Raw genomic sequence first — 21990 nt, forward strand, 5'->3', positions numbered from 1 at the left:
TCATGCGGCGGCTGGCGAAATCCGCCTTGCGGCGCAGCCTCGATGTTTTGGGCGCGCAATCCTTTATCCATCCCGATCAGGTCCGTATTGCCCGCTACACGCCGGCCATTCCAGCCTGGCCCGCCGCACTCTCCCTTCGCATCGTCATGCTCAGCGATTTCCACTTCGCCGAGCCCTGGGTGAACATGGAAGCGCTTGAGGGCATCGTGGCCAAGGCGAATGCTCTTGCGCCCGACATCGTCCTCCTTCTTGGCGATTTCGAAGAAGGCCCGCGCTTTAGCCGTCCGATCGCCGCGCGCGACTGGGCCGCCCGCCTCGCGCACTTGCAGGCGCCGTTAGGGACATTTGCTGTTTTGGGCAACCACGACTATCCCCGCCTTGGGCGCAATCCTGCGGCCGTTCCGCATCCGCCGGCGCTTGTCGCCCTGATCGAGGCTGGCGTGGACGTGCTCGTCAATCGCGCACGCCGGCTTTCCTGGCGCAACGCGGCATTCTGGCTTGCAGGGCTTGGTGACCAGATCGCCCAATTTCCCGATGGCCGCCGCCTTGCCGATCTCTCGGGCACCCTCGCCGCCGTTACCGACAATGCGCCAGTCATTCTCATGGCCCATGAGCCGGAGATCTTTCCAAGCGTTCCCCGCCGCGTGGCACTGACACTGTCCGGGCACCTTCATCGCGGGCAGATCCGCCTATTCGGCCATGCCCCCATCGTGCCCTCCGGCTTCGGACAGCGGTTCTTGCATGGGCACATCGTGGAGAACGGGCAGCATCTGGTGGTCGGGGCGGGTCTGGGCCATTCCGGTATCCCCTTGCGCTTCCAGGCCCCACCCGAACTTGTCGTTATCGAACTTGGAGAGACACGGTGACCGAGCGCCACGTCTTGAGTTTTCCCCACCCACAAGGACGCTTCAACTATCGCGTCGCCGCCGTAATCATCGCCGATGGCCATGTGTTGGTGTGCCGGGAAGATGACGACGCCTATTGCATGCTGCCGGGCGGGCGGGTGGAACTGGGCGAACACTCCCGCATCAGCCTTGCGCGCGAGGTCGAAGAGGAACTGGCGCTGCAGGCCGAAGTCGGGGCGATGATCGCCACCTCCGAAAGCTTTTACCGCCGCGACGACGAGGATTTTCACGAGCTCGGCTTTTTCTACGCTGTCACCTTGCCGGGGCACGGACCCGATGGCCGTTCACCCTGGCTCAAGCGGCGGGACGAAGGGCACGATCTCTCCTTCTTCTGGGTTCCGGTCGAGGGCACGGCCCTCGAAGACCTAAATCTCTTGCCGGCCTGGCTGCCTGCTTTTCTGCGTAATCTGCCCGAGCAGCAGATCCATCATGTTCATGACGAGCGCCGCTGATGGCTCAGCATCGGTTTCCTGTCCGCATCTATTACGAAGACACTGATTTTTCCGGCTTTGTTTACCATGCCGCCTATCTGAAGTTCTTCGAGCGCGGCCGAACCGAGTTTTTACGCGATCTCGGCATCCATCACCATGAGCTTGCCGAGCAAGGAATCGCCTTCGCCGTTCGGTCCATGGATCTCGATTTTGCCGGGGCGGCTCGTATCGACGATCTTTTGACTGTCACCACCGAGGTTGCTGAAACCGGCGGCGTCCGCCTGGTCCTCAACCAAACCATAAGGCGCGGCGATACGGTACTAACCAGCGCCCGTGTGACCATCGTCGCCATCAAGCTGACCGGCGGTCCCGCTCGTCTGCCGGCCGATCTCCGTCAGCGACTCGCGAGCGTAGGAACACGTGCAGCCTTGGATGATCTCCCGTCAAAGTGATCGGGTGGCAGGTTGCGGAATCGCTTTGTTAACCACTTGGTCACCATAATCGAGTCAAAGGAACGATTGCGTTGCGGCCGGTGCCGAAAGCCCCGGATTGCAAAGCATTTCTCTTAATTTTGACAGATTCCGCCCCCATCCGAGCAACATGGGGTCGGGCGCTTGGGCCGGGCCGAAAGGATCACTTCATGGAAGCCATGGATGCAGTAGGAGCAGCCGCTCCTCATGCCGACCTGTCCATCTGGGGGCTGTTCTGGATGGCCGACATCGTCGTCAAGACGGTGATGCTGGGTCTCTTGGCCGCCTCGGTATGGTGCTGGGCGATCATCGTGGACAAAACCATTGCCTACCGACGCATTGGCGCCGAGATGAACAATTTCGAGCGCACCTTCTGGTCCGGTCAGTCGCTTGAAGAGCTTTATAAGCAGCAGTCGGAAAAGACCTCCGGTGGCATGGGCGCGCTGTTTGTCGCTGCCATGAAGGAGTGGAAGCGCAGCCACGAGCAGAACGCAGCCAGCTTTGTCGGCATGCAGCAGCGCCTCGACAAGGTGCTCGACGTCGCCATCGCGCGTGAAAGCGAATTTCTTGAAAAGCGCCTGGGTTTTCTGGCAACCGTCGGTTCTGCTGGCCCCTTCATCGGTCTCTTCGGCACCGTTTGGGGCATCATGAATGCCTTCACCAACATCGCCGCCTCGTCCGATACCAATCTTGCCGTCGTGGCGGGTCCCATTGCCGAAGCGCTGTTTGCGACCGCCATCGGCCTTGTGGCCGCTATACCGGCAGTTATCGCCTACAACAAGCTCTCGGCCGATGCCGGAAAGATGATTGGCCGCCTCGAGGGCTTTGCCGACGAATTCTCGACCATCCTGTCCCGCCAGCTCGAAGCGCGGAGCCGCTGACATGGGCATGGGAGGCGTATCGGGTGGTGGAGGCGGGGGCGGACGCCGCGGCCGTCGCCGCAAGAGATCGGGCGTGATCAGCGAGATCAACATCACGCCCATGGTGGACGTCATGCTGGTGCTGCTGATCATCATGATGGTGGCGGCCCCGATGATGACGGCGGGCGTCAGCGTTGACCTGCCGCGCACCGCAGCTGGGGAGATGGCTAGCCAGACCCGGCCCATCACCGTGGCCGTCACGCCCGAAGGCGGGATCTTCGTTGAAGAGAACCCTGTTTCCGAAACGCAGCTTGTTACTGCAGTTGCCGAACTGGCGACTCCCGAGGATCGGATATTCCTGCGGGGCGACACCACGGCCAATTACGGCGCGGTGATGCGCGTCATGGGGCTGCTGTCGGCGGCAGGCTATTCCAAGATCGGGCTCGTCACCGAGCGCGAGCGATAGGCCGCGCCCATGCGTACAGGCGTCTCCGTTTCAGTTTCAGCCCATGTTCTGCTGATCGTGCTTGGTTTGATCAATCTTGGATCGACCGAGCCGCTGACGCCTGTCGTCGAATCCATCGCCGTCGATCTCGTGCCGATCGAAGAATATTCCAATATCCGGGCCGGTCAGCTCGACAGCACGGTTGTTGAAACCGATACGCCCTCGATCGTGGAAAGCGATCAGCCTGCCGAACTGGCTCAGCCGACCGGCAATACCGAGCAGGACCAGCCCACCCCGTCGCCCGCCGATGTGCCGACGCCTCAGCCGGTGACCGAAACGGCTCCCGCGCCCGAACCGGCGCCGCAGCCCGATCCTGTTCCCGAGCCCGAGCCCGAGCCGGAGCCGGAGCCGGAACCCGAGCCAGAACCAGAACCAGAACCAGAGCCGGTCCCCGAGCCGACGCCTGCACCCGAACCTGTTCCCGAGCCAGAGCCAACGCCGCAGCCTGTCGCGCCCGTGCCGCAAACGCGTCCTGAACCCACGACTGTGCCAGAGCCGACACCCGAGCCGGAACCAGAGCCAGAGCCGACGCCTGAACCCACTCCGGCACCGACACCTTCGCCGGCCCCAGAGCCGACGCCCGAGCCAACGCCGGAGCCCGAGACGCCACAGGTTGCTGCACCCACGCCAGCCTCGCGACCGTCCAACCTTGCCCAGCTGCGCGAGCAATTCGCCGCGGCCGAAGCCGAGCGTCGTCGCCGCGAGGAAGAGGAGCGCCGCCGTCAGGCTTCCGCTGCAGCTGCACAGAACCAGTCGCAGACGCCCGCGCCCCGGCCAAGCCCGCCTGGTCCCACTGCGCCCAACGCATCGCAAGCCGACGATATCGCCGCGCTGATCAACAATGCGCCGACCACAGGAGCCACGACGGGGCAGGGCGGCTCGCCCACGCTCGGAGATACCACCGGCACCTCCGCCCGCCTCAGCCAGTCGTCTATCGATGGGCTTGTGGCGCGAATCAAGAATTGCTGGAACCTGCTGCCAAGCGACTACAATTCGGGCATGAACGTGACCCTGCGCATGTCCATGAACCAGGATGGCAGCGTCAACGGCACGCCGCAGGTGGTGTCGGCCGACCAGACGCCGGCCGGCCAGGCGATCGCGCGCGCCGCGCAGCGTGCCGTCGTCCAGTGCGGACCCTATACCATGTTGTCCGCAGATGCTTTCAACGAGTGGCGTTCCATCGAAGTGGAACTCAGACCGTGACCTTGAATTTGCCCTCTTGCTGGCCAAAAACCGGCCAAACGGCGAAATTGGAGACAACCAAGACCATGACGCTTCTCACCCGTCGCTCTGCGCTCAAGCTCGGCCTCGCCGGTGGCGCGCTGCTGGCAACCTCTCCCATGGCCATGGCGCAGTTGCGCATCGTGGTCGAAGGCGCCAATTTCCAGCCGCTGCCGATCGCCATCCCCGATTTTGCATCCTCGGATCCGACTTTCGGGCGCGAGATCGCCGAGATCGTGCGCAACAATCTGCGCCGTTCCGGCCTTTTCCTGCCGCTCGATCCGGCCTCGCTGCCGATCCAGGTGGGCGATGTCAACGGCACGCCCGACTTCAACCAGTGGCGCACCGTCAATGTCGACGCGCTCGTCATGGGTTCGGTGGAGCGCGGGGGGCAGATCTCCTCTTCGGTCCGCGTCTGGGACACCCAGCAGGCCAGCCAGGTCGTCGGCCGGAGCTACAATACCGATCCTAATTCGGCCCGACGTATAGGCCATATCGTGTCCGACGCCATCTACGAACAGCTCGCCGGCGGCACGGGTTACTTCGATACGCGCGTCATCTATGTCGCTGAAAGCGGACCCAAGGCGAACCGCACGCGGCGCCTTGCGATCATGGATCAGGACGGCGCCAATATGCAGTACCTGACCGATGGCTCGTCTATGGCACTGACGCCGCGCTTTGCCCCTAATGGCGACCTTGTTACCTATATGAACTTCGCCGAAGGCAATCCGCAGGTCTATCTGCTGCAGCTGTCCTCGGGGCGTCAGCAGCGCCTTGCCAATGTCGGGGCCATGACCTTTGCGCCGCGCTTTTCGCCCGACGGCGGCACGGTCGCCTTCTCGGTCGAACAGTCCGGCGCCACCAATATCTATTCCGTCTCGACCGGCGGCGGCCAGCCCATGCAGCTCACCTCGGGTTCGGCCATCGATACCGGCCCATCCTACTCGCCCGATGGCAGCCGTATCGTCTTCGAAAGCGATCGCGGCGGTTCGCCCCAGATCTACCTCATGGGCTCGAGCGGCGGCAATCCTCAGCGCATCAGCTTCGGCCAGGGTTCCTATTCCACCCCCGTGTGGTCCCCCAAGGGCGATCTCATCGCCTTCACCCGCCAATCCGGTGGTCAGTTCCACATCGGCATCATGAACCCCGATGGCTCGGGCGAGCGCCTCCTTTATTCGAGCTACCACGCCGAAGGGCCTACCTGGGCGCCCAATGGCCGCGTCATCATGTTCTTCCAGGATCCGGGCGGCAATGACGGCCCGCGCCTGATGAGCGTCGATATCTGGGGCCGCAACCCGCTCACCGTCTCGACCGAGAGCTACGCCTCGGACCCTTCGTGGTCAGCGCTGCGGAGCTAGTTGATACCCCCACCTAGCCTCCCCCTCCAGAAGGGGGAGGAATCTGCGGTGGCTCACTGACATCAAGATTAACTCGATCCGTCCTTTCCCTTCTGGAGGGGGAGGCTAAGTGGGGGCGTTCTTCTTCTCACCCCACTCTGCTTAACCTTAACGTGATCGACCACCCTCCCTGTTGCGCTTCTGCAACGCCACGAAAAAGCCCGGTTTGCCGCCACATTCGCGCCGCGATAGGCAAAGATTAACCATCCGGACAAACCCGGTTTTAAGATTAAGCGCGGTAAATCCCGTGCTTAAGATTGTTGCCTTTCCTGGAGCTACCCGTGGCCATTCCCGCACCTCTTTCGACCGCGTTGCGCGCTGCTGCGATGCTGTTCTTCGTTGTTGTCATCGCAGCCTGTTCGCGCAGTTCCAACGATGCCGTTGGCCTGACCGGCGCGGGCAATCTCGGCCCCGGCGGCGGTGCTCCGGGCAGCCAACAGGAGTTCATCGTTACCGTCGGCGACCGTGTCTTTTTCGAAACCGATTCGAGCTCGCTGACCTCGGAAGCCATGGCGACCCTCGACAAGCAGGCCGCCTGGCTCAACCAGTACGGAAACTACCGTATCCTGATCGAAGGCCATGCGGACGAGCGCGGCACCCGCGAATACAACATCGCCCTCGGCGCCCGCCGCGCCAACGTTGTCGTCAACTACCTCGTCTCCAAGGGCGTCAACGGCCAGCGCATCACCAATCAGTCCTTCGGCAAGGAACGTCCGGTTGCCATCTGCAACGACATTTCCTGCTGGAGCCAGAACCGCCGCTCCGTCACCGTGGTGCAGTAAAACTCGGGCATTCCGAAAGGAGTGCACCGAAGTCCAGTTCAAAGAACTGGAGGCAAGGAGCGCCCGGCATCACGAAAGTGGGCCGGGCGTTTTGTTTTAGCCAAATTTGGCCTTTATCGGCTGGCCAATAGTACCCATCTTGGGGTGGCGTACACCCAAACGGAGACACGGCGTGAAGCTTGGACTGATCAACACAAAGGCGCGCGCCGGCTTGTGCGCCCTTGCCATGGGGCTGGGCCTTTATGCCCCGGCGACCCAGGCACAAACCCTGCCCGCCGAATTGAGCGGCCTTGCCTTCACCAACACCCAGCCTGACCGCATGCTGGTCGCCCAGGCCGACAGCGCTCAGCTGATGGTGCGCATTCAGCAGCTCGAGGAGCAGACGCGCTCGCTCAATGGCCAGATCGAAGGCCTGACGTTCCAGCTCACCCAGATGCAGGAAATCGTCAACCGCATGCAGGAAGACAACGAGTTCCGCTTCCAGCAGCTGGAAGGCGGTGCTGGGGGAAAAACTGAGGCGGTGACCCAACCCGGTGGCGTGACGCCGCCCGAGGCGTCGCCGCAGAACCAATCTCCCGTTCCCACCGGCGAAGACGCCGTGCCGATGACCGATATCCCCGAACAGGGCGTGCAGCCGCTGCCGGGCGAGATCGAGTTCGACCCCACCTTTGATGACCAGTCTGCCGCGCCCACCGACGAGATCGGTAATTCCGCCGATCCGCTCGTGGGCACCGGTCAAGCCGGGGGTATCGACCTCGTCACCGGCCAGCCGCTCGATCTGAGCTACAATCCGAGCAGCCGCGACACCGGCAATGCCGATGCCGACGCCCAGTTCGCCGCCGGCTATGAGGCCATGGTCGCCGGTGACTACGCCTTTGCGAGCGACCAGTTCAGCCAGTTCGTCGAGCTCTATCCCAACAATCCTCAGATCACCGATGCTGCCAACTGGCTCGGTGAGGCGCTGATCTACGAATCCCAGTTCGATCGGGCCGCCGAAGTGCTGCTCGATGCCTGGCAGAAAGAGCCTGAGCATGCGCGGGCGCCCGATCTGCTCCTCAAGCTGGGTATGGCGCTCAACGGGGCGGGCGAGCGCGAAACGGCCTGCCGAACCTTTGGCGAGGTCGAGCGGCGCTACACGGCCGTTCCTCCTGCCTTTACCACCCGCCTCGGCGAAGAAAAGGCCAAGGCCCAATGTCCGCCAGCGTAACGCCGGATCTGGCCGATCCTTCGGCGCTGGCGGCGCTCTTCGCCCCGGTTGCGGGCGAGGGGGCGTTGGGGCTGGCCGTTTCCGGGGGACCAGATAGCCTCGCGCTCATGGTGCTTGCTGCGCGCTGGGCCAACGCTCTCGAAAACGCGCCGCGCCTTTTCGTTTATAGTCTTGATCATGGTTTTCGCCCCGAAGCAGCCGACGAAGTGGCCATGGTCGGTCGCGAGGCCGCCCGGCTCGGGCTTGAGTTTCGGCCTCTCTCCTGGCCCGGCGAGCGCCCCGAGACCGGGCTTCAGGAGGCGGCCCGCCAAGCGCGCTATCAACTGATCGGTGCCGCCATGATCATGGATGGCGCCAATGTGCTGCTGACCGCCCACCATCGCGCCGACCAGGCCGAAACCATCCTCATGCGTCTTGCCCATGGCAGTGGGCTCGATGGCCTCAAAGGCATAACGGCGCTGTCCGAAGTGGAAGGGGTGCGCATTTTCCGCCCCCTCCTCGATGCCGAGCCGTCTGCGCTTGCTGCGGTGGTCAAGGACGCCGGATTGGCTCCTGCGCATGATCCATCTAATGAGAGCGATGATTATGAGCGCGTGCGCTGGCGAAAACTTCTGCCTGCGCTCGCCCGCGAAGGGCTCGACAGTGCCGCTCTGTCGCGCTTTGCTGTTCGCATGGCCGAAGCGGACGAGGCGCTGGCCCAGCTCGCAAGCGCCGCTTTTTCCGAACTTGTGCGCTTTGACGGGTTCGGCGCCGCTTCGCTTTCCATTACCCCGCTCACCCAGCTAGGTCCCGCTGTCGGCCGCCGCGTTCTCAGCCGGATCCTCGCAGTTGTCGGCGGTCGCCAAAAACCGCGCGCCCTGGGCCAGGTTGAGCGCCTTTTCGAGCAGATCGCGAACCACACCCTGCCCAAGGGCACGACGCTCCTTGGAACAGTCATTCGCATCAAGGACGATTGCGTTGTTATCGCCCGCGAGCCGGGCCGGGCCTTGCCCGAAGGCATGATCTTGCCGCCCCAGGCTGCCCTTGTTTGGGACGATCGCTTCGAGATCACCAATGTTTCGGAACTAACTAATCTGACCGCTGCCGCCACCGACTTCTTCCCCCGTCACCGGCTCGAAGAAGTCTTGGGCTTCAAGGTCACCACCCCCGCCGAAGCCATCCGCACCGCCCCCATCGTCCGCGACGAATCCGGCGCCGTCCTGGCTCTCGGCGGATGGTCGTTCGACGAACGCATAAAGATCACGCTTTTGGTGGAGTGAGTGTCTCATTGTCTCAAGGGCGGCCTTCACGACCGCGCGCTTGGTTGCCCGCTCGCCCCTCACCCTAACCCTCTCCCCATAGGGGCGAGGGGACGCAGGAGGCGATGATCTCGTGACGGCTTGCGCACTGCGCGATCGCCCATCGTCCCCTCGCCCCTTCGGGGAGAGGGTCAGGGTGAGGGGCCTTCAGCGTACCTATTTCGCCCAAACCCTTAAAACCTTTCGCTATTCTCTATCGTCGCTAGGATAAAAAAGGAGGCGTGCCATCACTGGCCGATAAGCCTCGGAGTGAGTGTAAAGTTTGCACCTACCCCCGGAACCCCTCGACTCCATGCCTCGTTAACCTCGTCGCGACAATATGACTGGACGGCGACAGCGGAAGACCGCAGGTCTTGCCCTTGTAACGCCCTAATGAGGGACTTACATTCGCCAAAACGCTGTCGCGCTGCGCGCTGGCTCCTCCGGGACAGGATTAATGAACGGAAATTTCCGCAACTTTGCCATCTGGCTGGTTATTCTCTTTATGCTGATGGGCCTGTTCCAGGTCTTCCAATCGTCTACGCGGACCATGTCCGTGGGCGAGAAAAGTTACAGCCAGTTTGTTTCTGACATGGAAGCGGGCCGCATTTCGAGCGTCACGATCACCAATGATGTGGTCAATGGCGTGCTCAATGACGGAAGCCGTTTCGAAACCATTGTTCCTGCCGGTGCCGACGTTATATCGCGTCTCGAGGCCGAAAATGTCTCGATCACGGCTCGCGCGCCGGAATCGAGCCCGTTCTGGTCGATCCTTCTTTCCTCCTGGCTCCCGTTCATCGTCATCATCGGCGTCTGGTTCTTCTTCATCCGCCAGATGCAGGGTGGTGGGCGTGGCGGCGCCATGGGCTTTGGCAAGTCGCGCGCCAAGCTGCTGACGGAAACCCAGGGCAAGGTAACCTTCGAAGACGTCGCCGGCGTTGACGAAGCCAAGCAGGACCTCGAGGAGATCGTCGAATTCCTGCGCGACCCCGGCAAGTTCCAGCGCCTCGGTGGTCGTATCCCGCGCGGTGTGCTGCTGGTCGGCCCTCCGGGTACTGGTAAGACCCTTCTTGCCCGCTCTGTCGCCGGCGAAGCCAATGTGCCGTTCTTTACCATTTCGGGTTCCGACTTCGTTGAAATGTTTGTTGGCGTCGGCGCGTCCCGCGTCCGTGACATGTTCGAACAGGCGAAGAAGAATGCGCCTTGCATCATCTTCATCGACGAAATCGACGCCGTCGGCCGCCAGCGTGGCGCCGGTCTCGGTGGCGGTAATGACGAACGCGAACAGACCCTCAACCAGCTCCTCGTCGAGATGGACGGCTTTGAAGCCAATGAAGGCATCATCCTGATTGCGGCGACCAACCGTCCCGACGTTCTCGACCCCGCGCTGCTCCGTCCCGGCCGCTTCGACCGTCAGGTCGTCGTGCCGAACCCTGATGTTTCGGGCCGCGAAAAGGTGCTCAAGGTTCACGTCCGCAAGGTGCCGCTCGCTCCCGACGTGGATCTCAAGGTCCTGGCTCGTGGCACCCCCGGCTTCTCGGGCGCTGACCTAATGAACCTCGTCAACGAAGCGGCCCTGATGGCGGCGCGCAAGAACAAGCGCTTCGTCACCCATCAGGAGTTCGAAGACGCCAAGGACAAGATCATGATGGGCGCCGAGCGTCGCACCATGGCCATGACCGATGACGAAAAGAAGCTGACTGCCTATCACGAAGCTGGTCACGCCATCATCGCGCTCAAGGTTGCCGGCATCGATCCGATCCATAAAGCAACCATTATTCCGCGTGGCCGTGCGCTGGGCATGGTGATGACCCTGCCGGAAAACGACACCTATTCGTTCAGCCGCGAAAAGGCCCTTGCGCGCCTTACCATGCTCTTTGGTGGCCGTGAAGCCGAGATCATCAAGTTCGGCCCGGCCAAGGTGACTTCCGGCGCCTCGGGCGATATCCAGATGGCAACTTCGCTTGCCCGCTCGATGGTCATGGAATGGGGCATGAGCGAAAAGCTCGGCCGCGTGCGCTACAAGAGCAACGACCAGGAAGTCTTTCTTGGTCACTCGGTAACGCAGAGCCAGCACATGTCCGATGACACGGCACGCCTGATCGACCAGGAAGTGCGCAAGCTGATCGAAGACGGCGAAGCATCGGCCCGCGATATCCTCACAACCTATAACGACCAGTGGGAAGCCATCGCCCAGGCGCTGCTGGAATACGAAACGCTGACTGGCGACGAACTGCGCGCCCTCATGGATGGCAAGCAGCCCATGCGTCCCGACGACAGCGGTCCCACGACGCCAAAGGCGACCGGCGTGCCGACCGCCGGACGGGCGGGCAAGAAGCGTCCCGACGCTCCGCCGGAGCCCGGCATGGAGCCGCAACCGGAAAGTTAAGCATTTGGGGTCACCTTCGGGTGGCCCTTTTGCTGAGAGACTTCTCCGAACCACGCGGAAAGTGGTATCAAGCCCATAAGACCAGTTTGCGGGAGAGCGATTCATGGCGCGCAGATTCTTTGGCACGGACGGGATTCGTGGCCTTGCCAATGGCGACAAGCTGACGCCCGAATTGGCGATGAAGGTCGGCATGGCGGCCGGCACTAAATTCGTCCGTGGCGAACATCGCAACCGTGTTGTCATCGGCAAGGATACGCGCCGATCCGGCTACATGCTCGAAAGCGCCCTCGCGGCCGGGTTCACAGCCGTGGGCATGGACGTCTATTTCCTGGGCCCCATGCCCACCCCCGCCGTTGCCATGCTCACGCGTTCGCTGCGCGCCGACCTCGGGGTCATGATCTCTGCTTCCCACAATCCCTATGACGACAACGGTATCAAGTTCTTCCGGCCCGATGGCTATAAGCTCAGTGACGAAGTCGAAGCGGAGATCGAACGGCTGATTGAGGAAGACACGTCCAAGCTTCTGGCGCACGGCATGAATATCGGCCGTGCCCATCGCGACGAAGCGGCGAGCACCCGCTATATCGAATACGCCAAGCGCACCCTGCCGCGCGGCATCGATCTTTCGGGCCTCCGTGTCGTCATCGATTGCGCCAATGGCGCGGCCTACAAGGTTGCTCCGGTCGCGCTCTGGGAGCTTGGAGCCGAGGTGATCGCCATCGGCGACGAACCCAATGGCTATAATATCAACTACAAGGTCGGCTCCACCGCGCCGGAAGCTGTCTCGGCCAAGGTCAAGGAAGTGCGCGCCGATATCGGCATTGCGCTCGACGGCGACGCCGACCGCGTCATCATCGTCGACGAGAAGGGCAACGTGGTCGATGGCGACCAGTTCATGGCCGTGATCGCCCAGAGTTGGTTCGAACGGGAGATGCTCTTGGGCGGAGGCATCGTTGCCACGATCATGAGCAATCTCGGCCTTGAGCGCTATATCACCGGGCTCGGACTCACCCTCGAACGCACCCAGGTGGGCGATCGCTATGTGCTTGAAGCCATGCGCTTGAAGGGCTTCAATGTGGGCGGCGAGCAGTCCGGCCATATCATCCTCTCCGATTTCACCACCACCGGTGATGGTCTTGTCGCGGCCCTGCAGCTTCTGTCCGTGCTCAAGCAATATGACCGGCCGGTCTCCGAGATCTGCCATCGGTTCGAAAAAGTGCCGCAGCTCTTGCGCAACGTGCGCTTCCGGGCCGGCAAGCCGCTTGACGACAAGAGCGTCAAGCAGGCTATCCGCGATGCCGAGGAGAGCCTTGGCACCTCGGGTCGGCTCGTCGTGCGTGCCTCGGGTACTGAACCAGTGATCCGCGTCATGGGCGAGGCCGATGATGCGGGGCTGGTAGAAAGTGTCGTCTCGCAGGTAGAAGCGGCCATTTTGCAGGTGGCGTAAGCCGATTTTGGCGCGCAAAATCAGGGTTAATGGATACGGTTAAGCGGCAATTAAGACATTTGGTTCAAAGGTGTCATGAACGAACGCGTGTCGTGGCATTTTCAAGGACTGAACCCATGCGCAATCTTGTTGCTGCAGCCCTGCTGGTCGGTACAGCAGTCGCAGGCCCGGCCTTCGCCGCGGACCTCCCTTATTACCCGCCGGTGATCGAGATCCCGGATGTGAACTATGGCGTTTCCGGCGGTCTTTACCTGCGCGGCAGCGTTGCCGGTGGCGCCTGGTGGGCCCAGGATGGCCAGAACTGCGCATGCGTAGTCGAGTTCGACAAGGTGGGCTATGGCTATAGCCTTGGCGCCGGCTTCGGCTATGACAGCGGCCACGGCATCCGTGCCGACGTGACAATCGACTATCTCAGCTATGGCAATCTGCACACCGCCACCGGGCACGATGTCAATCTGCGCTCCGGCCTTGCTCTCGCCAATATCTATTACGACTTCAACCTCTCGGGTGACGGCTATGGTGCCGGAGGTCTCGGTGCGTATGTCGGCGCAGGTCTGGGCGTTGCCAAGAACCATTCGGAAGTCATGAGCGGCGGCACCCAGCAAGCCTGGGGCACCTCGCTCGAAGGCGCCGGCGCCGTCATGGCGGGTGTCAGCTACGACTTCGGCTCCTATGTCGCCGATGTCGGCTATCGCGGCATCTACATGAACAAGGTGATGAGCCAGCCTGAAAACCTGGCCAATGCCTACCTGATCAACAACAACTTCATCCACGAAGTGCGGACCTCGCTGCGTTATCGCTTCTGATTTCTCCCCGATCGTGAAAAGCTCGAACGGCGTCTCCCCGGAGGCGCCGTTTGCTTTAGGATCGGTTCGAGGAGGGGACGATGAAGGTTCTGATTATCGGCGCCGCCGGCATGGTGGGGCGCAAGCTGACTGGGGCTCTCTTGTCTCAGGGCCGCGTTGGCTCCAGGGACATCTCCCAGCTCACCCTCGCCGATGTGGTGCCCCCGGAGTTTGGAGCCGGCACAACGCCGGTCAACGCACAGTCGTTCGATCTGTCTGCCCCGGGCGCCGCGGCGCGCCTCGTCGGAGAGCGTCCCGACGTTATCTTCCATCTCGCAGCTATTGTTTCGGGCGAAGCGGAAGCCGATTTCGAAAAGGGCTATCGCATCAATCTCGATGGCACGCGGCATCTCCTTGAAGCCATTCGCCTCGAAAGCGCCACTGAGCCTTATTGTCCGCGCCTCGTTTTCACCTCGTCGATCGCGGTTTTCGGCGAGCCCCTGCCGGCCGACATACCCGATGAGTTCCCGCTGACCCCGCTGACGAGTTATGGCACGCAAAAGGCGATCGGCGAGCTTCTGCTGGCCGATTATTCCCGTCGGGGGTTCGTTGATGGCATCGGCATCCGGCTGCCAACCATCGTCGTGCGTCCCGGCAAACCCAACAAGGCCGCGTCCGGTTTCTTTTCCGGCATCATCCGCGAGCCGCTTGCGGGCATGGAGGCGGTTCTCCCCGTATCGACATCGGTACGCCACTGGTTCGCCAGCCCCCGCGCTGCAGTGAGCTTTTTGCTGCATGCGGCAACGCTCGATACGACGAGCCTTGGGCAGCGGCGTAGCCTTACAATGCCGGGACTTGCCGCGACGGTTGGCGACGAGATCGAGGCCCTGCGCCGCATGGCTGGCGATAAGGCAGCTGCTTTCATCCGTCATGAGCCAGATCCGGTCATCTCCAGAATCGTGGCTGGCTGGCCGCAGGGCTTTGTTGCCCGTCGCGCCGAGCAACTCGGCTTTGTGGCCGAAACCAGTTTCGACGAGATTATCCGCGCCCATATCGAGGATGAACTCGGCGGCAGCCTTGGCTGAATGCGTTGCAGGCTACACAAGGCGAACCTATAAGCCCCAGCATGAGTGAGAAAGCCCTGCGCCTGATTCCGGATTTCGACCTGACGGCCCGCAATACGCTGGCTCTGGCGGCGCAATCGCGCCTGGGCTATGTGCTCGAGGATACCGCGCAGCTACCCGCCCTTGTGGCAGAAGCAGGACGCCTTGGTCTGCCGCTACGGATCTTGGGCGGCGGCAGCAATGTGGTGCTTTCCCGGAACTACGAGGGGATTACCGCAATCATTGCAACGAGGGGCCGCAGCGTCCTCGCTGAAACGCGGGACCATGTCCTCATCGGGGCTGCGGCTGGCGAAACCTGGACCGAATTTGTCGCCTGGACGGTGCGCAACGGCTTTGGCGGGCTCGAAAATCTCGCCGGCATTCCCGGCACCGTCGGAGCCGCGCCGGTTCAGAATATCGGGGCCTATGGGGCCGAGATTGCCGATGTCTTCCATAATCTGACAGCCTTCGATCGCGAAACGGGAGAGATAATCATCTTCTCTGCGGACGAGTGTGCCTTTGCCTATCGCGATAGCATCTTCAAGCATCGGCCGGGGCGCTATGTAGTGCTGACGCTCCGCCTTGCGTTGCCGCGCCCCTGGCAACCCAATTTGCGCTTTGCGGGCCTTAGTGAACTGGCCAGCCTACCGGATCTGACCCCGGCCATGGTTATGGACCGTGTCGTGGCCATTCGTGCGTCCAAACTTCCCGATTGGCGCGTCACGCCCAATGCCGGATCTTTTTTCCAGAACCCGATCGTATCGGTCCAAGAGGCCGATGCAGTCAGCGCCCTTGTTCCGGAAGCGCCGCGTTTCGTTCAGGCTGATGGCCGGATCAAGCTCTCCGCCGGCTGGTTGATTGAACAGAGCGGGCTAAAAGGGTTCGCGCTGGGCAAGGCTGGAACCTCTGAGCGGCATGCGCTTGTGGTCGTAAACAGGGGCGGCGCTGCTGCTGAAGATATAGGGGCGATCGCGGCCCATATCAAAGCCCGTGTATTCGAACGTTTCGGCGTGCAACTGCATGAGGAGCCGGTTTTCTGCTGATCCGACCTTGGGGGAGTTGAGGCAGAGCCGCGGGGGAGCCATGGCGCAGACGGTCGAGCAGATCTTGAACGAAGCCGGGGCAGGGCGCTATCAGCGCCGGCTTCTCGGCATTTTCGGCCTTGTCTGGGCGGCCGATGCGATGCAGGTGCTGGCGGTTGGGTTCACCAGCGCGTCCATTGCCGACAGCTTCGGCATCACCGTGCCCGAAGCGCTTCAGATCGGAAGCGTCTTTTTCCTGGGCATGTTGATCGGCGCAAGCCTTTTCGGCCGGCTCGCCGATCGGTTCGGCCGCCGCAGGGTTCTGCTTATCACCGTTGCCTGCGATGCCGTGTTCGGCTTCCTCTCGGTGTTCGCGTCGGAGCTGTGGGTGCTGTTCCTTCTTCGATTTCTCACCGGTATTGCCGTGGGCGGCACCCTGCCGGTCGATTATGCGATGATGGCCGAGTTCCTGCCGGCCCGGAACCGCGGCCGCTGGCTGGTGATCCTCGAAGGCTTCTGGGCCGTCGGCACTGTTGCCATTGCCCTCGCCGCGTGGCTTGCCAGTCTCTATGTGCCCGCCGATGCCTGGCGCTGGATCTTCGCCTTCACGGCCGCTCCCGCACTGATCGGCATCTGGTTGCGCCTCTGGGTTCCCGAATCCCCGCTCTATCTTCTCCGTCAGGGCAAACAGGACCAGTTGCGCGGCGTCTTGAACTCGGTTCTCTCGGCCAATGGCAAGGCGCCGTTGCCGCAGGGCACAGTTATCGAGCAGCCTGAGCTTAAGGGTGAAGGCATCTTCTCGCCCACTTTGCGCCGCCGAACCCTTGCCATTCTCTCCGTGTGGTTCCTGGTTTCAATCTCTTACTACGGTATCTTCACCTGGCTGCCGGCGCGGCTGGCGCAGGAGGGGTTCGGCTATGTCCGGGGCTATGGCTTTCTCGTTGTCGTGGCGCTCGCCCAATTGCCGGGCTATGCGCTGGCCGCCTGGGGAGTCGAGGCGCTTGGCCGCAAGCCGACGCTGATCGGCTTTCTGTTCCTGAGCGCCCTTGGGTGCCTGCTTTTCCTCTTGGCCCGCGATCCCTATCTTGTAGGCGGCTCGATCCTTGTCATGAGCTTTGCTCTTCTTGGTACCTGGGGAGCGCTTTACGCTTTTACACCCGAACTTTATCCCACCGGCTCCCGCGCTACCGGCATGGGTGCAGCCGGGGCCGTTGCGCGGCTGGGCGGACTTCTCGCGCCATCGGTCATGGCCATCCTGATCGCCCAGGACTTCTACTGGGCCATAGCGCTGTTTGCCGGCTTCCTCCTCCTCGGCGCCTTGGCCGCCCGTTTCATCGATGCCGAAACCCGCTCGATGGCGCTGGGATAGATATCTTACGCTACTCTAGGTATCGCCCAGCGGAGCGCCTGGCAGGAGGAGATACGGTCCGTGCAGTGACCCCGCTCAACCTATAGCGCGGCAGTGAACAGTCTGGCGCGATAGACAAAAATTGCTGCTTCAGTGATCGCGAGATACCGATTTTATCTCAAGGGTGCGGGATTTAGTGCTCCGTACTTTGATCGTTCTGCCATTTTCTGGCCATCATTGGGGACGCGGCAGGTGCCGCGACGAAAGCAGGAGACCTTTATGAACAACTTCTCCAAACACGTGGCTGCGCTTGCTGCCACCGTTGCTGTCGCCGTGGTGCCAACCATGGTCATGGCGCAGGACGACAATCCGCTCGTGACCGTGGACTGGCTGGCTGAAAACTTGTCCGATCCCAATGTCCGCGTTTTTGAGGTCAGCGTCGACACCGGCGTTTATGAACGCGGCCACATTCCGGGGGCTGTGAATCTGGCCTGGCACACCGATCTTGTCGATACGGTTCGCCGCGACATCGTCTCGAGCGAAGGGTTGGAAGCCATCCTGCAGCAGGCAGGCGTCACCGAAGATACGACCGTGGTGCTCTACGGCGACAACAACAACTGGTTTGCCGCCTGGGGCGCCTGGGTATTCGACATCCACGGCATCCACGACGTGAAGCTGCTCGATGGCGGCCGCAAGCTTTGGGAAGCCGAAGGCCTGCCGCTCGATACCGCAACGCCGGAATATGCGGCCTCCACTATCGATCTTCCCGATGAAGCGGCCCCTCTGCGCGCCCGTCTCACCGATGTGCTCGATGTGGTTGAAGGTGGAGCTAATGTATCGCTGGTCGATATTCGCGGACCCAAGGAATTCTCCGGCGAAATCTTCGCCCCCGAAGGTGTGCAGGAACTGTCGGTGCGCGCTGGTCACATTCCTGGCGCGGTGAACTTCCCTTGGGGCGGCGCTGTCAACGAAAACGGCACCTTCAAGTCTGCTGAAGAACTCAAGGCCGCCTTTGCTGCTATTGGCATCGATGGCTCCAAGCCCATCATCACCTATTGCCGCATCGGCGAGCGCTCCAGCCACACCTGGTTCGTGCTCAACCGTATCCTGGGCTATGATGTGCGCAACTACGACGGCTCCTGGACCGAATATGGCAATGCTGTCGGCGTCCCGATCGAAAACCCGACCGGCACCGTCTGGGGCAGGATCTAGTTCTGGGCTCAACGTGAAGCTCCAAACAACTTCTCCTTGAGCTAGGGAGGAGCCGGACCCGAGGGCGTGGATCTATTCCTGTCTTCCACCGGCCTCCTCACAGCCTTCCGTGGGAGGCAAGGTGGGAAGCTTCGCGGCCCGAAAACAGGCAAGGACACAAGCAATTCAGCGGGCGCTCCGGCGCCCGTCTCACTCATTTCTGGGGAACCCGTTGACAGCACCAGCCATTCGCTTCGGCCTGCCGGCCATTATTCTTGTTGCGCTGTCATGGGGCGTTCTTAGCCTCAACACGCAAGGTGTCGCAGGCCGCCCGCTCGCCTTTTCCCTGCTACTTGGTGCAGCCTTCGGTGCAGTGCTCCAGCGCAGCCGCTTCTGCTTTTACTGCAACTTCCGCGACCTGATCGAACGCCGCGAGGCTTCGGGCGTCCTGGCCATCCTGGTCGCCCTCGCTGTCGGCGCCATCGGCTACACTGCCGTTTTCGGCGCCTGGTTGCCGACGCCGGCGACCGACAGGCTGCCGCCTACCGCCCATATTGGTCCGGTCAGCATCACCCTCGTCATCGCGGCCTTTGCTTTTGGCATCGGCATGGCCGTTTCGGGCTCCTGCCTTTCAGCTCATTTCTATCGTCTGGCTGAAGGGTCAGTGATCTCGCCGTTCGCCATCCTTGGTGCTGCTATTGGCTTCGGCATCGGTTTTCTGACCTGGAACCCCCTGTTTCTCACCATAACCAGCAATGCCTTCATTTTCTGGCTGCCTCATCATGTGGGTTATGACGGCGGCCTGTTGCTGACCCTGGCCGTGCTCGCTGGTCTGGCTGCCCTAACCCTTTGGTGGGCACGCGCGCCCAATCCCGCCGCGGCCGTACCGCTGTCCCTGCGAGAGGCGGTCGAGCGCATATTCATCGTTCGATGGCCCGCCGTGACTGCGGGTATCCTAATCGGGGCCATCTCGACCGTCGCCTACTTCCGCGTCGCACCCTTGGGGGTTACGGCCGAACTCGGCTCCATCGCCCGTACGCTCGGCACCGATTGGAACATCGTCCCCTCCTCGCTCTTCGGGCTTGATGGCCTTCGTGGCTGCGCCACCATCATCAAGGAAGCACTTCTCTCCAACAACGGACTCTTCGTCATCGGCCTCATCGCTGCCAGTTTCGTCACCTCGATCCTAGCTGGACAATTTCAGCCGCGCCGCATCACTGGCAAGGATGTCGTGCGCGGCCTTCTGGGCGGACTGCTGCTCGGATGGGGCGCCATGACGGCGCTCGGATGCACCGTCGGGGTACTGCTTTCGGGTATCCATGCCGGATCGCTTTCCGGCTGGATCTTTCTGGTGGCCATGTCAGTCGGCATCCTCGTTAGCTTGCAGGTCGCTCGCCTGTTTGCGCGTCGCCTCGTCTAAAAGCGCCATTCATGGAAATGGCGGCGAATCTGAACTGGGGCGCGGTTGCAAAACCACCCTTCCGCACCTGAGAATCAAGGGTCGAGCGGAATTAGTAGGCCTTCCGCCTGAAAGTTGAGAGCCGTGGTGGGCACGCTCCGTCAGCTCACCACGATGCGAAAGCCGTTGCCGCGCCAGAAGCCGTTCGGTTCGAGGCTGCCGCGGTAGGAGCAGCAGGCTTTCAGGCTTGTGCTCGAGAAACAGCCGCCGCGCAGCACGCGGCGGATCGCAGGGCCCGCATCGGGATCTTCACGGCCATCGTCGGCATAGGGATAGGTGAAGCTCGGCGTGGCCATGCCGTCTCCCCAGAGCGTTGTTGTCCATTCCCAGACTTGCCCGGCCATGTCGAGGCAGCCATAGGGCGATTGTCCACTCGGGAAAAGACCAACCGCGCAGGGGGCGTTGAACCCGCTCTCCTCAGAATTGGCGGCATCGCTGTTCCACCCCTTGCCCCAGGGATAGACGATGTCATCGCCGCCATCCTCCACGTCGCCGCGCGAGGCGCGCTCCCATTCGGGCTCGGTGGGAAGCCGCACGACCTGGTCGTCTCCGATGCGCTTTTCCTCGCGCCACCGCGCCGTCAGCCAGTCGCAATAAGCGCGCGCGTCGTGCCAGGTCAGATCGGTGGCCGGTACGTTGCGCAGCGCTGGGTCATGGGCGGCGGGCGATACCCACGTCCGTTCCGTGGCCGCGACGAAACGGGCGTATTGTCCGTTGGTGACCGGATAACGCCCGATACTGAACGTGTCGACCTGTACGTGATGCACCGGGGTGGAATTGGGATGTGTGGTAGAGCCCATTGTGAAGCGGCCACCGGGGATGAGGCAGAGCGCTTCAAGGTCACGCGGGTCGCCCCGAACCGAGAGGATCTGAGCGGCACGGTTGCGCTCTAACGCGGAGAGCCGCCCGCTTTCGATGAGATCTTGCAGGCGCTCCAGAACCGCGGTGTCATCGGGGATGAAGTCCGCAACCAGAAGGGCGCCGCGCAGGGCGGCATCGCTCGTGCCCGAGATCAGCAGGGGAGCAAGGGTTTCCGCACGCTGGGGCATGCGTCGCAGAAGGCTGGCAAGGCTCGGCGTCCAAAGGGCACTATCATCGAGGAATAGCCGCGCCACGCTGGCGTCGTCGCGTGAGCTCAGAAATTTTCCGGCCACGAGGCCGTCGATCGCACGATTGGCGGAGGCGCCGGTCGAGAGGGCCTGAAAGCCCGCTTCGGCCCGTTCGGGTTCATTGCGCAGCCAAATATCGATGATGTCCTCTGCCGTCTCCGCCGGTTCGCTCATGCTCGTCGCCAGCGCGAAAAGCGCAGGATTGCCTGCCGCCTCGGAAAGTGCGGCGGGCGCAGCAATGCCTTTGCTTTCAAGAAATGCTGCACGTTCGGTCTGTTCAAGCGGCTTCAGGGTGTGGATGGTGATGCCGGCGGGAAACTTCCAGCCCTTCACCACCGCGCCGTCGCCGAGCAGCACTACCGGGCGATCGTCAATCGCCTCGAAGAGAGGCGCAAGCTCGGTCTCGGCGATGCGGTCGAGACCGTCAAGGATCAGTGGCCCTTCTGCCGGAATATCGCGGCCCAGGGCGAGATCGACATAGGTGGCGGCGGTTTTGGCCGCCAGGTCCTTGGCAAAAGTGGTCTTGCCTGCACCCCGCTCGCCGAGCAGCAGCAGCCGGGGATACATGTCCACAGCTTCCTCAGCGGTGAAATAGACGGGCGGGATTGGCGCGGCCAATGGTTCGCGCAAGGAGCGCAGACCCTTGGCGGCCTTGTCTTCATGGGTGAAATTCACCCGCAGCGTGAAATGAGGCTCGATCATCGAAAGAGCTTGGCAATTTCGGGATTGTGGAAGCGCTGAATTTCGATGGCGTAACCGGCCGGATCCTCAAAAAAGAAGTGCTCGCAATAGTTGCCGCGCAGCATTTCCGAAAGATTGGCGACGCCGGCTGATTTCATGCGCGCGTGCCAGCCTTCCACATCCTGAGCCACGATGGTGAGCAGGACGGCGCTCTTTTCCTGATGCTTGAGATGGCCGCGATTCCCGTCCACTACGCCGAAATAACTGTTTGGCGCGATGCGATAGATGCGCGCGAGGCCCTGGTCCAGAACCAGCTCGAAGCCGAGCACTTCTTCATAAAAGGCCGTCACAGCGTGAATGTCGGGATAGTAGAAGAAGGTGATGGAATAGTCTTTGGTCAT

20 protein-coding genes are annotated in these 21990 nt (G+C 62.2%); 18 read left to right on the top strand and 2 right to left on the bottom strand.

Features of this window, described 5'->3' with window-relative positions:
• Positions 1–2 precede the first annotated feature (2 nt).
• The 18 genes from BM364_RS00935 to BM364_RS01020 all read left to right on the top strand — a co-directional run bounded on the left by BM364_RS00935 (position 3) and on the right by BM364_RS01020 (position 19760).
• Positions 3–866 (top strand): metallophosphoesterase, encoded by an 864-nt coding sequence (locus BM364_RS00935; protein WP_092419674.1) that lies wholly within the window; start codon positions 3–5, stop codon positions 864–866.
• Positions 863–1357 carry an NUDIX hydrolase gene (locus BM364_RS00940; protein WP_092419677.1) on the top strand — a complete coding sequence of 165 codons (495 nt, stop codon included), beginning with the start codon at positions 863–865 and terminating at the stop codon, positions 1355–1357. The genes BM364_RS00935 and BM364_RS00940 overlap by 4 nt, the downstream gene beginning before the upstream one ends.
• Positions 1357–1788: a tol-pal system-associated acyl-CoA thioesterase gene (ybgC, locus tag BM364_RS00945; RefSeq protein ID WP_092419680.1), complete on the top strand. Its 432-nt coding sequence runs from the start codon at positions 1357–1359 to the stop codon at positions 1786–1788. The genes BM364_RS00940 and ybgC overlap by 1 nt, the downstream gene beginning before the upstream one ends.
• Positions 1789–1985: 197 nt before the next feature.
• On the top strand, positions 1986–2687 hold the full coding sequence (gene tolQ / locus BM364_RS00950) for a protein TolQ (RefSeq protein WP_092423711.1): 702 nt from the start codon (positions 1986–1988) through the stop codon (positions 2685–2687).
• Between the two features lies 1 nt (position 2688).
• Positions 2689–3132 (top strand): ExbD/TolR family protein, encoded by a 444-nt coding sequence (locus BM364_RS00955; RefSeq protein WP_092419683.1) that lies wholly within the window; start codon positions 2689–2691, stop codon positions 3130–3132.
• A gap of 9 nt (positions 3133–3141) precedes the next feature.
• Entirely contained in the window at positions 3142–4374 is a 1233-nt protein-coding gene (locus BM364_RS18290; RefSeq protein ID WP_175528412.1) for a hypothetical protein, read from the top strand.
• A gap of 65 nt (positions 4375–4439) precedes the next feature.
• Complete coding sequence (gene tolB / locus BM364_RS00965; RefSeq protein ID WP_092423713.1) at positions 4440–5750, top strand: Tol-Pal system beta propeller repeat protein TolB; 1311 nt, start codon at positions 4440–4442, stop codon at positions 5748–5750.
• Positions 5751–6070: 320 nt separating this feature from the next.
• Positions 6071–6571 (top strand): peptidoglycan-associated lipoprotein Pal, encoded by a 501-nt coding sequence (pal, locus tag BM364_RS00970; RefSeq protein ID WP_092419686.1) that lies wholly within the window; start codon positions 6071–6073, stop codon positions 6569–6571.
• Positions 6572–6743: 172 nt separating this feature from the next.
• Positions 6744–7778, top strand: coding sequence for a tol-pal system protein YbgF (ybgF, locus tag BM364_RS00975; protein WP_092419689.1), 1035 nt, complete (start codon positions 6744–6746; stop codon positions 7776–7778).
• Complete coding sequence (tilS, locus tag BM364_RS00980; RefSeq protein ID WP_092419692.1) at positions 7763–9037, top strand: tRNA lysidine(34) synthetase TilS; 1275 nt, start codon at positions 7763–7765, stop codon at positions 9035–9037. Before ybgF ends, tilS begins: the two co-directional genes overlap by 16 nt.
• A 475-nt stretch (positions 9038–9512) precedes the next feature.
• On the top strand, positions 9513–11444 hold the full coding sequence (gene ftsH, locus BM364_RS00985) for an ATP-dependent zinc metalloprotease FtsH (RefSeq protein ID WP_092419695.1): 1932 nt from the start codon (positions 9513–9515) through the stop codon (positions 11442–11444).
• Positions 11445–11547: 103 nt separating this feature from the next.
• Positions 11548–12891: a phosphoglucosamine mutase gene (glmM, locus tag BM364_RS00990; protein WP_092419698.1), complete on the top strand. Its 1344-nt coding sequence runs from the start codon at positions 11548–11550 to the stop codon at positions 12889–12891.
• A gap of 116 nt (positions 12892–13007) precedes the next feature.
• Positions 13008–13697 (top strand): outer membrane protein, encoded by a 690-nt coding sequence (locus BM364_RS00995; RefSeq protein WP_092419701.1) that lies wholly within the window; start codon positions 13008–13010, stop codon positions 13695–13697.
• Positions 13698–13777: 80 nt separating this feature from the next.
• A complete protein-coding gene (denD, locus tag BM364_RS01000) occupies positions 13778–14761 on the top strand; it encodes a D-erythronate dehydrogenase (RefSeq protein ID WP_092419704.1) in 984 nt (327 codons plus the stop codon).
• Positions 14762–14802: 41 nt separating this feature from the next.
• Positions 14803–15822: a UDP-N-acetylmuramate dehydrogenase gene (murB, locus tag BM364_RS01005; protein ID WP_092419707.1), complete on the top strand. Its 1020-nt coding sequence runs from the start codon at positions 14803–14805 to the stop codon at positions 15820–15822.
• Positions 15823–15862: 40 nt separating this feature from the next.
• Complete coding sequence (locus BM364_RS01010; RefSeq protein ID WP_092419710.1) at positions 15863–17170, top strand: MFS transporter; 1308 nt, start codon at positions 15863–15865, stop codon at positions 17168–17170.
• A gap of 330 nt (positions 17171–17500) precedes the next feature.
• The gene (locus BM364_RS01015; protein ID WP_210186403.1) at positions 17501–18361 is read left to right on the top strand and encodes a sulfurtransferase; all 861 of its coding nucleotides are present in this window, start codon (positions 17501–17503) and stop codon (positions 18359–18361) included.
• 211 nt (positions 18362–18572) lie between these two features.
• Entirely contained in the window at positions 18573–19760 is a 1188-nt protein-coding gene (locus BM364_RS01020; RefSeq protein WP_092419713.1) for a YeeE/YedE family protein, read from the top strand.
• 140 nt (positions 19761–19900) lie between these two features.
• On the opposite strand, the gene BM364_RS01025 is transcribed toward BM364_RS01020, so the two are convergent.
• Both BM364_RS01025 and BM364_RS01030 read right to left on the bottom strand, forming a co-directional pair.
• Entirely contained in the window at positions 19901–21610 is a 1710-nt protein-coding gene (locus BM364_RS01025) for an SUMF1/EgtB/PvdO family nonheme iron enzyme (RefSeq protein WP_092419716.1), read from the bottom strand.
• Positions 21607–21990, bottom strand: a complete 384-nt coding sequence (locus BM364_RS01030) for a VOC family protein (RefSeq protein ID WP_092423717.1) — start codon at positions 21988–21990, stop codon at positions 21607–21609. Before BM364_RS01030 ends, BM364_RS01025 begins: the two co-directional genes overlap by 4 nt.

The sequence above is a fragment of the Devosia crocina genome, assembly GCF_900116545.1.
Lineage (GTDB): Bacteria > Pseudomonadota > Alphaproteobacteria > Rhizobiales > Devosiaceae > Devosia > Devosia crocina.